We start from the raw sequence: 12,376 nt of genomic DNA, 5'->3' as shown, positions 1-12,376 counted from the left end.
GGCGAGAAATCCGGACGTCGCGGTACCAGAAGCATACCGTATTAGCCAGATTTTCCTTACACGCAAGGCTTCTGGTTAATTTGTATTTACTAAAGCCCGAAGCGTGACATTCGGGTCACGCATATCCGCCGTGATGGTAAACGCAGTCTCAATCCGGGTCATCCCGAAGCCCATTTCTTTCATAAATTCAACATCCAAAGAGATCGTTCCAGAAAACGAATCCCATGAAGCCGAGTACCATCAAAAACCCCACGCGATAGACCATCTCCATCGCCCGCTCGGATACCGGACGCCCGATAGCAGCCTCGACGGCGTAAAAAACAAGATGGCCGCCGTCAAGCGGGGGAATGGGAAGAAGGTTGAGAAATCCGATCCCCAGCGAAAGCCCGGCCACGAGCTGCACCAGCATCTCGAAGCCGAGATTGGCCGCCTGCCCTGACATCTTGGCAATCTTGATCGGCCCGCCGAGCTGGCATTTGTCCTCGCGACCGACTGCGAACCGCTTCAGGAAATTCCCGATGCGCTCAAGGCTCTGGCCGGTCTGGCGCACTGCTTCGGCGAGCGCGCCCGGCACGCTGTAGGTGATAATCCGGGGCTGGCCGAGTTCCTGGCTGTTGACCACGCCGATGACGCCGACCTTGACCTTGTTGCCGAGCGCGTCCTCCTGCTCCATCACTTCAGGCGTCGCCTTGAGCTCGATCTCCTTGCCGTCGCGCAGCATGACAAAGACCAGCGGATCGCCGGTGCGGCCCGAGACAAAGCGCCGGACATCGTCGAAGGTTTCAATCTGGTGGCCATCCACGGTGACGAATCGGTCGCCGGGCATGAAGCCGGCGGCCGCCGCCGGAGTACCGGCGCGAACTTCCGCCACCATCGGTTCGGAGACCACGCGGCCGTAGACCGAGAAAAACACCGCGAAAACCGCGATCGTCAGCAGGAAATTGAACATTGGCCCGGCCACCACGGTCAGCGCCCGCTTCCAGACCGGCTGGGTGTGGAATGCGATGCGGCGCTCGGCCGGCGAAAGCTTGTCGATCTCCTCGGCGTCGGGCGTGCTCGTCGCGTTCATGTCTCCGACGAATTTGACGTAACCGCCCAGAGGGATGGCGCAGAGCTTCCAGCGTGTACCGCGCCGGTCGGTAAATCCGACAAGCTCGGGTCCGAATCCTATGGAAAACGCGTTGACGCCGATGCCGCACCAGCGCCCGACGAGGTAGTGGCCCATTTCGTGGACGAAGACGACGACGGTAAGCACGAAAAGAAACGGGATGACGGTGCCGACCAGAAGGCTTTCCGAACCAACGATCGAAGCGAGAAAATCCGTCAAGATACGTCCTCAGTCAAAGCCCGGAAGCAAGCGCAGATACTACCCGCGCCAATGCCGGCAAATCCATGGCGCACCCGTGTCGATGGGATAACACCGCGGTCATTGTGGTTTTATTACCTGTCAGACGGAAAACAGCACACCTGCTGGGTGATCCCCGCCAAAAGCCCAGCCAATCAGGTACAGGGCAAAAGCCGCCGCGACAAGTCCATCGACGCGATCCATGACGCCACCATGACCCGGAATCAGGTTTCCGGAGTCCTTTACGCCGTTGCGCCGCTTCACCCATGATTCGAAGAGATCGCCGGCCTGCGAGACGGCCGACAGCAACAAGGCGATGAGAATCAGGCCAACCGAGACGCTACCGCCGGCAAAAACAACCAGAATGACCCCGGCGATGACGCCGCCCAGCGCTCCGCCGAGAGCGCCGCTCCAGGTCTTGCCAGGCGAAATCGACGGCGCCAGCTTTGGCCCACCGAAAGCCCGGCCGACGAAATAGGCCAAGATATCAGTTGCCCAGACGACGGCGAAGAGGAACAGGATCGCCCAGAACCCGCCGCTGTCGTCGTCCCGCAGCAGCGCAAGCGAAATGCCGGAAAGAGCGGCGTAAGCGAGGCCGGCGGGCTCCCATTGTCCTGCGCCGCGCATCTGAGCGGCAAACAGCAGGATTGCCACCGCAACCGCGATCAACAGCATAAGCGCCCAGGCTGGAGCGCCCCCGACGACGGCGCCCGCGCAGACAAGCATCAAGGCCTCCGGGAGAAATCCGAGGCTTGCCGCAGCTCGCGTCCGCGACATGCGCGTCCATTCATAGAAGATGACGCATGCCATAGCCGCCGCGAGAAGCCTGAATGGTAAGCCGCCAACCCAGGTGAGACCGAGCACGATGGCTGCCAGGACCACCGCCGAAACGACACGCAGCTGAAGATTGCTCATTTGCCTGGATTGTCCGCTGCCCGCCTTGCCAGGCGGCACTTCGGCGCTGCCAGTCATGACGCGGCGCCGTGCGCGATGACACCGCCGAAACGGCGCTCGCGCGCGGCAAAGGCCTGCAGCGCCTCGGCAAGATGCGCGCGGCCGAAATCCGGCCAGAAGCACGGCAGAAAGACGAATTCGCTGTAGGCGGCTTGCCAGAGCAGGAAATTCGACAGCCGTATCTCGCCGCTGGTGCGGATGACCAGGTCGGGATCGGGAATTTCCGCCGTGTCGAGCAATGCCGCGAATGATTCGGCGGTGATGGCTTCGGGCGTGACGTCGCCAGCAGCAGCGGCAGCGGCGATCTTGCGCGCCGCCCGGACAATCTCGTCGCGCGAGCCGTAGTTGAAAGCGATCACCAGGTTGAGCGCGGAGTTGCCGCGCGTCAGCGTTTCGGCTTCCTCAAGCAGCGCCTTTATGTCGCCTTCGAGGCCGCTGCGGTCGCCGATGATACGGACCCTGACGCCGCTTTGATGCAATTCGGCAAGATCACGCCGGATGAAAAGCTTGAGCAGACCCATGAGGTCGCTGACTTCCGATTTGGGCCGCGACCAGTTTTCACTGGAGAACGCATATACGGTCAGCCAGGATACCCCCAACTCGCCGGCGGCCCGCACGGTCTGCCGCAGCGCCTCGACGCCGGCGCGGTGCCCGGCGACGCGCGGCAGGCCGCGCGCCTTGGCCCAGCGGCCATTGCCGTCCATGATGATCGCGACATGCGCAGGCGTTGTCATCGAATGGCTCCCGAGCCCCCGGCGGCCCGCGTCAAACCTGCATGATCTCGGCTTCCTTTTCCGTAAGCAAGCTGTCGATGATCGAAATCGTCTCGTCGGTCATTTTTTGTACGCGATCCGACTGGACCTTGTGGTCATCCTCGCTGATGACATTGTCCTTTTCAGCCTTCTTCAGGCTGTCCATGCCATCGCGGCGCACATGGCGGGCAGCCACCTTGGCGTTTTCGGTATAGTTGTGCGCGATCTTGACCAGCTCCTTGCGCCGCTGCTCGTTGAGTTCGGGCAATGGAATGCGCAACGTTGTGCCGTCCATGATCGGATTGAAGCCGAGATTGGCTTCGCGGATGGCGCGGTCGACGGCGCCGACCATCGACTTGTCCCACACCGACACCGAGATCATGCGCGGCTCCGGCACCGACACGGTCGCGACCTGGTTGATCGGCATCGTGCTGCCGTAGGCCGGCACCTGGATCGGATCGAGCAGGTTGCTCGAGGCGCGGCCGGTGCGGAGCGACGCGAGGTCGTGCTTGAAAGCGTTGATGGCGCCGTCCATGCGCCTCTGCAGATCCTTGAAATCAACGCCGTTCGTCATCGCTTGTCTCCTTGTCAGTTCTTCTCGTGCTGCCCGTACCGCGCGCCTCAGCTATCCGCGACGACGGTGCAGTGGCCCTTGCCCTTCAAAATGTCGCCGAAACCGCCTTTTTCGTGGATCGAATAGACGATTATGGGGATGTGATTTTCGCGCGCAAGCGCAATTGCCGCAGTGTCCATGATGGACAGGCCGCGCTTCAACACGTCCTCGTGGCTGATGCGGTCGTAGCGCGTCGCATTGCGGTTCTTCTTCGGATCTTCCGAATAGACGCCATCGACCTGGGTGCCCTTGAACAGAGCATTGGCGCCGATTTCGGCGGCCCGCAGCGCCGCAGCCGAATCGGTGGTGAAGAACGGATTGCCGGTGCCGCCGGCGAAGATCACGACCTTCCCCGCATCCATGTAGGCGGTCGCCTGGCGCTGTGAAAAACTCTCGCAGATTTCCGGCATGGCTATGGCCGAAAGCACCACCGCATCGACGCCCATCTTGACCAGCGATGTCCTGAGCGCCAGCGAATTGATGACGGTCGCCAGCATGCCCATGTGATCGCCGGTGACCCGGTCGCCACCCTTCGAGGCCACGGCGACGCCACGAAAAATGTTGCCGCCGCCGATGACGACCCCGACCTCGACGCCCAGCGCCCGCGCTTCGGCGATATCGCCGGCGATGCGGTCGACGACGGAAACGTCAATGCCGAACCCCTGCTCGCCCATCAGGGCCTCACCGGAAGCTTTCAACAATACGCGCCGGTAGATTGGGGTTGCCGTCATCGTGTCCTCGTCTCGCTGTCTCGCAGCTGCGCCAACGCATCGCTGGGTTCAGCGTTGCCGACGAATGCTCGGGAAATTCGGCTTGCGATACACGAAGGGCACCGCGATGTCACGCGGTGCCCTTCACACAATCTGTAGAAGCTTTTGAAGCGTCTTACTTTTTGACAGCGGCCGCGACTTCCGCTGCGAAGTCGGTCTCTTCCTTCTCAATGCCTTCGCCGAGAGCGAAGCGAACGAAGCCGGTGATCTTGGCCGCTGCGCCGATGTCCTTCTCGGCATCCTTCAGCGCCTTTTCGACCGTGACGTCGGGGTTCATGACGAAGGCCTGCTTCAAGAGCACGACTTCCTCATAGAACTTGCGCAGGCGGCCCTCGACCATCTTCTCGATGATGGCTTCCGGCTTGCCGGACTGGCGGGCCTGGTCGGAGAAGATCGCCTTCTCGCGCTCGACGGCTGCCGGGTCGACCTCTTCCGGGGTCAGCGACAGCGGGTTGGTGGCCGCCACGTGCATGGCAACCTGGCGTGCGAACGCTTTTGCGGCATTGGCATCGCCGGTCGTCTCGATGGCAACCAGCACACCGAGCTTGCCCAGGTTGTCGGCGACCGAGTTGTGGACATAGGTGGCGACAACGCCATGCTCGACGCCGAGGCGCGCCGAACGGCGGAAGCTCATGTTTTCGCCGATCGTGCCAACTGCATCCTTGATGGTGTCCGCGACCGACTTGTCGCCGTGCGGGTATTTCGCAGCCGACGTCTTCGCGTGGTCGCCGCCATGTGCAAGCGCGACCTTGGCAACGTTGCGCACGATCTCCTGGAAAGCATCGTTGCGGGCGACGAAGTCGGTCTCGGAATTGACCTCGACCACGACCGCCTCGCGCAGGCCGGCATCGACGCCGATCAGGCCTTCCGCCGCGGTGCGGCTCGCCTTCTTGTCGGCCTTCGAGATACCCTTCTTCCGCAGCCAGTCGACCGCGGCATCCATGTCGCCGTTGGTTTCGTTGAGGGCTGCCTTGCAGTCCATCATGCCCGCGCCGGTGAGCTCGCGAAGTTCCTTCACCTGTGCTGCCGTAATGCTCATTGTCGCCTCTTTGTTCGAAATACGAGGGCGCACCACCGAAACTCGATGATGCGCCGGTCGCAGGCGCTATAGCGCGCCAAGTCCAGGATTAATGTGAAGGCCGGTCGGCCTTCAGGATCAAGCGGCCGGGGCTTCGCCGGCTGGGGTCTCGTCGAGGGTCGGCTCGACCGGAGCCTCGACCGAGGCGCCGATGTCCACACCCAGCGAGCCCTGCTGACGGGCGATGCCGTCCAGCGCCGCCTTGGCGATCAGATCGCAGTAGAGCGAGATGGCGCGCTGCGCGTCGTCATTGCCCGGGATCGGGAAGTCGATCTTGTCCGGATCGCAATTGGAATCGATCACGGCGACGACCGGAATGCCGAGGCGCTTGGCCTCGAGGATGGCGATCGCTTCCTTGTTGGTGTCGATCACGAACATCAGGTCGGGCGTCGAGCCCATGTCCTTGATGCCGCCCAGCGCCTTGTTGAGCTTCTCGCGCTCGCGGTCGAGGTTCAGGCGCTCTTTCTTGGTGAAGCCCTGGGCTTCGCCGGCCAGCATCTCGTCGAGCTTGCGCAAACGGGCGATCGAGTTCGAGATCGTCTTCCAGTTGGTCAGCATGCCGCCGAGCCAGCGGGAGTTGACGTAGTACTGAGCCGAACGCTGCGCGGCGTCGGCAACGATTTCCGAAGCCTGACGCTTGGTGCCGACGAACAGCACGCGGCCGCCCTTGGCGACGGTGTCGGAAACCTGCTTCAGCGCCTGGTGCAGCAGCGGCACGGTCTGCGAGAGGTCGATGACGTGGATGTTGTTGCGGGCGCCGTAGATGTAGGGCGCCATTTTCGGGTTCCAGCGGTGGGTCTGGTGGCCGAAGTGAACACCAGCTTCCAAAAGCTGGCGCATGCTGAAATCTGGCAGAGCCATTCTTTTCTTTCCTTTCCGGTTGGCCTCCACGGACATCGACGATATCGGGACTTCCCGTCTCGCCACCGGCGGTCGCCTCCGGATTTCTCCCGGTCGGAAACCAAGTCCGTGTGTGGAATGAGCGCGCATATAGATGTTGCGCTGCAAGAAAGCAAGCGCTGCCTGCCTATCGGGCCGCGCCCGGGTGTTTGCTCAGCCGGGCGATGTGGCTACTGCCGCAAAACAAACAGCCAATGTACCCAGTGCGAGGACGACAAAAACCGCGTCGCCCGGCCCGAATGCCGGCGTGGCGATGACAGTGCGAGCGCCGCCGGGCGCCAGCCCGCGCGCTTCCATGGCGACATCGACCGTATCGGAGTGCAACCGTGGCGGCCGCAATTTTCCAAACGCTTCGACAAGCCCAACCGCGGTATGACGATTGCGCGACAACAGTTGATTTCCGGAAATTAAGTTAGCCGGCTGTGGTTGAACTCGACTCGTCGGCTCTTTTCATGGTTGTATCATTTTTATCCGATCGTCCAAAATTTCGGGATGGACAACTGGGACGTGCGGATCAGGAGTTCCGTTGCGCTCATTTCGCCGGCGCCTTCTGCATCGTGGATAGGGGGGCCGGACTCTTGACTGTCCCGCCCGCCGAACAAGGAGGAGGACACAATGGCAATGACTGGTTTGATGACCAGAAAGCCGATCGCTGAGATTATCAGTGATATCGAACATACCGGTTTTTCGAAAAGCCTGGGGGCGCTTAGCATTACCTTTATCGGCATCGGCTGTATCATCGGCGCCGGTATTTTCGTTCTAACCGGCACCGCGGCGGCTAACAATGCAGGCCCGGCGGTCGTCTTGTCCTTTGCTCTCGCCGGCCTTGCCTGTGCTTTCGTCGGCTTGTGCTATTCAGAGTTGGCCGCGCTGTTGCCGGTCTCGGGCAGCACCTACACCTATACCTATGCAACGCTCGGTGAACTATTTGCATGGATCATCGGATGGGACCTGATACTCGAATACGCGATGGGCGCGGCGACCGTTGCGGTGGGCTGGTCAGGCTATTTCCGCAGCCTACTACACAATGTAGGCATCGACATCCCGGCACAGTTTGCGTCTGCACCAGGCACGGTTGCCGAGACATTGCCTGACGGCACGGTGATTTATGGCGTCGTCAATCTGCCCGCCGCCGCCATTATCGGCTTGCTGACCATACTGTTGATCATGGGCACCAAGGAATCGGCCCGCCTCAACAACATCATGGTGGTGGTCAAGTTGGCGGTAGTACTCGCGTTCATCCTAGTCGGCGTGCGGTACATCAACGCCGACAATTGGCAACCTTTCATACCGAACAATTCCGGTGATTTCGGCGAGTTTGGCTGGAGCGGCGTCATGCGCGCGGCTGGCGTCGTGTTCTTCGCCTTCATCGGTTTCGACGCGGTTTCAACCGCGGCTCAGGAAGCGAAAAACCCGCAGCGTGATCTGCCGATCGGCATCTTGGCATCGCTGATCATCTGTACATTGCTTTACATCGCTGTCTCGGCGGTTATGACCGGAATCGTGCCATATTCCCAGCTCGGTGTTGCCGACCCGATTGCGAAGGCGGTGGACATCACCGGCCTGACCTGGTTTTCCATCCTAATCAAGGTCGGCGCACTTGCCGGTCTGACGACGGTAATCCTGGTTCTGCTTTATGGCCAAAGCCGCATTTTCTTCACCATTTCAAAGGACGGTCTGTTGCCACCGCTGTTCAGCCAGGTGCATCCAACCTTGCGCACGCCCTGGAAAAGCCAGCTTATAATCGGCAGTGTAGTAGCGATTGTTGCAGCACTGACCCCGATTGAAACACTCGGCCATATGGTTGCAATCGGAACGCTGTTCGCCTTCATCCTGGTCTGCGGCGCCGTGATCTACCTCCGCAAGAGCGACGCTGACGTGGCGCGGCCATTCCGGACACCCGGTGTGCCTTTCGTGCCAGTGCTCGGCATCTTCTTCTGTCTGGTTCTGATGGTCAGCCTGCCGCTCGACACCTGGTTGCGGCTGATTATCTGGTTGGCGATCGGCATGGCGATCTATTTTCTCTATGGCCGTCGCCATTCGGTGTTGATGAACCGAGCGTAATACACGCCATCTCGCTTATGCCGCCGCCCCGACAGACCGGGGCGACGGCGAAAGCGCCTACCACTTGGCCAGGACGCGCGGCGCGTTTCCAGTCGGCTTGTGAACCTTGCCGTTGCTTACGCGCACCCGACGGAATACCCCGACGATCTGCTCGCGTGTGCAAGGCACCGCGCCCAATACGATGGCGCGCTGCCGTTCATAGGCGGTTATGTCGTAATGCGGCGCTGAGGTTTTGGGCGGTCCCTGATAGACGAGCCGATGAACGCCCAGAATAGCCGCGAAGCGGTGCAGTTCCTCGACATCGTCGGCAAGCATGTGACACCAACGCTTGCCGACCCAGTTCCAGATCGCGTCGTCGACATAGACGGCCATGCCCGATTTCCAGCGGGCTTATTTGGGTGTGCAGGGTTTCGGCTTGTCGAAGAGCGACAGGTTGACCAGCTTGCCCTTCATCGAAAAGTCGCCGTAGTCCATCATCAGGTCGCGGGTCAGCCCGTTTTCATGCATCTTAAAGCTGATGCGGTATTCCGGCGTTTCCTCGCCGCCTTCCTGCGATTCGTCGAAATAGGCGATGTCGACAGGCCAGTAGGCATCCTTGTCCAGGCTGGCGAGCGCCGGCAGTTCAGGGTCGCCCTCTTCCGCCTTTTCCTGCTTGCCGATGACCACCGTCGTGGTCATCACCGTGTCGGCATCCTCGGATGCATCGAACAGGTTCGTTTCGTAGAAACTCTCGCCCTTCTCTGCCTTATCGAGAAGTTCGATCATATGCTGGGTCGGGAACTGGGTCGCCTTGAGGTCGACAGTTTCCTCCTCGGGTTTCTCAATATCGACGGTCAGTCCGGACTTTTCGCGCGTCGCGATGCCCTTGACCTCTTTCTTGAGATTCTGGTCGACGAAGGATTTGGTCACGAAGGAGAAGGTCTTGCCTTCACCGTCCTCAAAGGTTGTCGTCTGCTGGTCGGTCAGTTGCGACGTTTCACCGGTGTCGATCCGCGTCACGAAACGGAAGGTCACGGTGTAACCCTCGCAAGGCGAACCGTTGAACTCGTAGACCATGCGGCCGGAAAGTCCGGTTATGCCGGATTGGTCGGATGCCTTGTCGAGCGCCAGGTCGTAAACGGCGCGGTGCGGCGCCAGCAGCGGCGCAGACAAGGCAGGCATTGCGGTCAGTGCGGAAGAGGCGGCGAAGGCAGACAAGGCAAGGCGCGTTGCGCGCATGAAAACGACTCCACTCGGCGCGACCATCGGGCAGCCGCAATCAAAGATGGCCTACAATAAAAAAAGTCATGGCGGAAGCGAGGCAAAAATAGCACCTTCGGCGCCTTCCGGATACCAAACACAGAACACAGGGTGACGTGATGGGTGATACAATCGACAAACGGCTGGCCGATCTCGGCGTCTCATTGCCGGCCGCCGCGGCGCCTGCGGCAAATTACGTACCGTTCATGCAGACCGGCAACCTCATCTTCACCGCCGGCCAATTGCCCCTGAAGGACGGCAAGCTCGCCGTTTCCGGCCTGCTCGGGCGCGACGTCGACGTGGCTGCCGGCAAGGAAGCCGCAAAACTGTGTGCGATCAACATCCTGGCGCAGGCAAAGGCGGCACTCGGCGACCTGGAGAAGATCAAGCGCCTGGTCAAGATCACCGTTTTCGTCGCTTCTTCGCCGGACTTCACCGAGCAGCATCTCGTTGCCAACGGCGCCTCCGATTTTCTGGCGGCAGCCCTTGGCGATGCCGGCAAACATGCACGCTCCGCGGTCGGCACCGCCTCGCTGCCGCTCAACGCGGCGGTCGAAATCGAAGCCATCATCGAAACCAAGTGAGCGCAGACGTCGGACACGAATCATGAGCGGCATTTCCTGGCTGAAGAAACGCCCGGTCGCGCATCGCGGCCTCCACGACATGAACAAAACGCGCTGGGAGAACACCCTCCCCGCGTTCCAGGCAGCGGTCGACAAGGGTTATGCGATCGAGTGCGACGTCCACCTGACACTCGACGGCGACGTCATCGTCTTCCACGACAATGATCTCAAGCGTTTGACTGGCACCGAAGGTTTCGTCTGGCAACGTACAGCCGCGGAACTTGCCGCGCTGCGCGTCGGCGGCACCGATGCCCATGTGCCGACGCTGGCCGAACTGCTGGCGCTGGTGCGCGGCCGCGTGCCGTTGGTCATCGAACTGAAAGGCATACCCGGCCACGATGCCGGGCTGGTCGCCAAGGTGGCGGAGGTGCTCAAGGGCTACAAGGGCAAGGTCGCCATCATGTCTTTCGATCATTGGTTGATCCGCGAATTTCCGGTCCACATGCCCGACATTCCTGCCGGCTTGACCGCCTGGGGCGACCTGCAGCACGAGGTGGAAGCGCATTTCTCGATGCTTGCCCACAACATTTCGTTCGTTTCCTACAGTGTCGTGCACCTGCCCAACCCGTTCATCACCTTCGTGCGCGACAAGCTGAACATGCCGGTGATCACCTGGACCGTACGGGACCAGCCGATGGTGGAAAAAACCTTCGCCGAGGCCGACCAGATGACCTTCGAAGGGTTCGAACCTGATCCGGCGCTGATCGGGTGAACGACGATGCGTTGCGACCTTGCACATGGCGATAGGCGACGTATCTAAAGTCGATGGAACGGAACGGCGACGGCAGTAGGGAGAAGACCGATGACGAATACGCCATCCGTGCTGCCGCCAGCATCAGCGCATTCACGGAAGATGAGTGGAACAGTCTTGCGGGAACCACGCGAGATGATGCAAAAAACGGCTATAACCCTTTCATTTCATACAATTTCCTGAAAACCATGGAAGAGTCCGGCTGCGCTATCGGCCGCTCCGGCTGGCAGGGCCATCATCTCCGGCTGGAAGCGCCGGACGGGGCGTTGCTCGGTGCGGTGCCATGTTACGCGAAATCCCACAGCCAGGGTGAATATGTTTTCGACCATGGCTGGGCGGATGCTTTCGAGCGTGCCGGCGGCCACTATTATCCCAAGCTGCAGGTTTCGGTGCCGTTTACCCCGGTCACCGGCCCTCGCCTTCTGGTGCGACGTGCGGGTGTGGATCCGGACGTGGTGAGAAGAGCGCTGGCCTCGGGATTGAAGGCGGTGACCGACAAACTCGGCGTCTCGTCGGCGCATGTGACTTTCGCGCCGCAAGCGGATGTTGCAGCGCTCGAGGAGGCGGGTTTCCTGCACCGAACCGACCAGCAGTTTCATTTCTTCAACGACGGTTATGCCTGTTACGATGATTTTCTCGCCACCCTCGCCTCGCGAAAACGCAAGGCCCTGAAGAAGGAGCGTCGTGAAGCGCTTTCCTGCGGCATTTCGATCGACTGGCTGACAGGCAAGGACCTGACAGAATCGGCGTGGGACGATTTTTTCGCGTTCTACATGGATACCGGCGGCCGCAAATGGGGCCGCCCCTATCTCAACCGCCGTTTCTTCTCGCTGATCGGCGAACGCATGGCCGACGACATCCTGCTGGTGATGGCCAAGCGTGGCGGCCGTCATATCGCCGGAGCCATCAACTTCATCGGCTCGGACGCGCTCTATGGCCGCAACTGGGGCTGCATCGAGGACCATCCGTTCCTGCATTTCGAGGTCTGCTATCACCAGGCGATAGACTTCGCCATCGACAGGAAGCTGAAGGTGGTCGAAGCCGGCGCACAGGGCGAGCACAAGCTGGCGCGTGGATATAAGCCGGTGACCATGCACTCCGCCCACTACATCGCGCATGCAGGCCTGAGAAACGCCGTCGCCGACTATCTCAAGCGCGAGCGGCGCGACGTCGCGCATGTCGGCGACTATCTCGAGGCGCACAGCCCTTTCCGCAAAGGCCCGCTACAAACGGGCGAATGACCCTATCCGAGGTTGACGGCAGGCGGATCGCCACGAAGTATGTCCA

General features: G+C 60.9%; 14 protein-coding genes. 4 read left to right on the top strand and 10 right to left on the bottom strand.

The window, feature by feature from the left end; genetic code table 11:
- Positions 1–187 precede the first annotated feature (187 nt).
- From F3H98_RS22975 to F3H98_RS22940, 8 genes are all read right to left on the bottom strand, one after another.
- Positions 188–1,327, bottom strand: coding sequence for a M50 family metallopeptidase (locus tag F3H98_RS22975; protein WP_149762669.1), 1,140 nt, complete (start codon positions 1,325–1,327; stop codon positions 188–190).
- Positions 1,328–1,447: 120 nt separating this feature from the next.
- Entirely contained in the window at positions 1,448–2,260 is an 813-nt protein-coding gene (locus F3H98_RS22970; protein ID WP_149762668.1) for a phosphatidate cytidylyltransferase, read from the bottom strand.
- Between the two features lie 53 nt (positions 2,261–2,313).
- Positions 2,314–3,033, bottom strand: a complete 720-nt coding sequence (locus F3H98_RS22965; protein ID WP_149762667.1) for an isoprenyl transferase — start codon at positions 3,031–3,033, stop codon at positions 2,314–2,316.
- A gap of 31 nt (positions 3,034–3,064) precedes the next feature.
- Positions 3,065–3,625, bottom strand: a complete 561-nt coding sequence (gene frr / locus F3H98_RS22960; protein ID WP_149762666.1) for a ribosome recycling factor — start codon at positions 3,623–3,625, stop codon at positions 3,065–3,067.
- Between the two features lie 47 nt (positions 3,626–3,672).
- The gene (gene pyrH / locus F3H98_RS22955; RefSeq protein ID WP_149762665.1) at positions 3,673–4,395 is read right to left on the bottom strand and encodes a UMP kinase; all 723 of its coding nucleotides are present in this window, start codon (positions 4,393–4,395) and stop codon (positions 3,673–3,675) included.
- 154 nt (positions 4,396–4,549) lie between these two features.
- On the bottom strand, positions 4,550–5,473 hold the full coding sequence (gene tsf, locus F3H98_RS22950; RefSeq protein ID WP_149762664.1) for a translation elongation factor Ts: 924 nt from the start codon (positions 5,471–5,473) through the stop codon (positions 4,550–4,552).
- Between the two features lie 117 nt (positions 5,474–5,590).
- The gene (rpsB, locus tag F3H98_RS22945; RefSeq protein WP_149762663.1) at positions 5,591–6,373 is read right to left on the bottom strand and encodes a 30S ribosomal protein S2; all 783 of its coding nucleotides are present in this window, start codon (positions 6,371–6,373) and stop codon (positions 5,591–5,593) included.
- A gap of 192 nt (positions 6,374–6,565) precedes the next feature.
- Positions 6,566–6,802 carry a hypothetical protein gene (locus F3H98_RS22940; RefSeq protein WP_149762662.1) on the bottom strand — a complete coding sequence of 79 codons (237 nt, stop codon included), beginning with the start codon at positions 6,800–6,802 and terminating at the stop codon, positions 6,566–6,568.
- 225 nt (positions 6,803–7,027) lie between these two features.
- Between F3H98_RS22940 and F3H98_RS22935 the strand changes: the two genes are divergently transcribed.
- Positions 7,028–8,476 carry an amino acid permease gene (locus tag F3H98_RS22935; RefSeq protein ID WP_149762661.1) on the top strand — a complete coding sequence of 483 codons (1,449 nt, stop codon included), beginning with the start codon at positions 7,028–7,030 and terminating at the stop codon, positions 8,474–8,476.
- 57 nt (positions 8,477–8,533) lie between these two features.
- Here F3H98_RS22935 and F3H98_RS22930 read toward each other — a convergent pair whose 3' ends face one another.
- Together F3H98_RS22930 and F3H98_RS22925 are read right to left on the bottom strand one after the other, a co-directional pair.
- Entirely contained in the window at positions 8,534–8,848 is a 315-nt protein-coding gene (locus tag F3H98_RS22930; RefSeq protein ID WP_149762660.1) for a DUF4031 domain-containing protein, read from the bottom strand.
- An 18-nt stretch (positions 8,849–8,866) separates the two neighbouring features.
- A complete protein-coding gene (locus tag F3H98_RS22925) occupies positions 8,867–9,694 on the bottom strand; it encodes a cell envelope integrity EipB family protein (RefSeq protein ID WP_149762659.1) in 828 nt (275 codons plus the stop codon).
- Between the two features lie 140 nt (positions 9,695–9,834).
- Between F3H98_RS22925 and F3H98_RS22920 the strand changes: the two genes are divergently transcribed.
- The 3 genes from F3H98_RS22920 to F3H98_RS22910 are packed head-to-tail and all read left to right on the top strand — an operon-like array spanning position 9,835 to position 12,330.
- Positions 9,835–10,299 carry a RidA family protein gene (locus tag F3H98_RS22920; protein WP_149762658.1) on the top strand — a complete coding sequence of 155 codons (465 nt, stop codon included), beginning with the start codon at positions 9,835–9,837 and terminating at the stop codon, positions 10,297–10,299.
- Positions 10,300–10,321: 22 nt separating this feature from the next.
- Positions 10,322–11,050 carry a glycerophosphodiester phosphodiesterase gene (locus tag F3H98_RS22915; protein ID WP_149762657.1) on the top strand — a complete coding sequence of 243 codons (729 nt, stop codon included), beginning with the start codon at positions 10,322–10,324 and terminating at the stop codon, positions 11,048–11,050.
- A gap of 53 nt (positions 11,051–11,103) precedes the next feature.
- Positions 11,104–12,330, top strand: a complete 1,227-nt coding sequence (locus F3H98_RS22910; protein ID WP_149762656.1) for a GNAT family N-acetyltransferase — start codon at positions 11,104–11,106, stop codon at positions 12,328–12,330.
- The last annotated feature ends 46 nt before the right edge of the window (positions 12,331–12,376 follow it).

This window comes from Neomesorhizobium albiziae (assembly GCF_900114255.1).
Taxonomy (GTDB): Bacteria; Pseudomonadota; Alphaproteobacteria; order Rhizobiales; family Rhizobiaceae; genus Neomesorhizobium; species Neomesorhizobium albiziae.
This window is presented reverse-complemented; position numbering and strand designations above follow the sequence as displayed.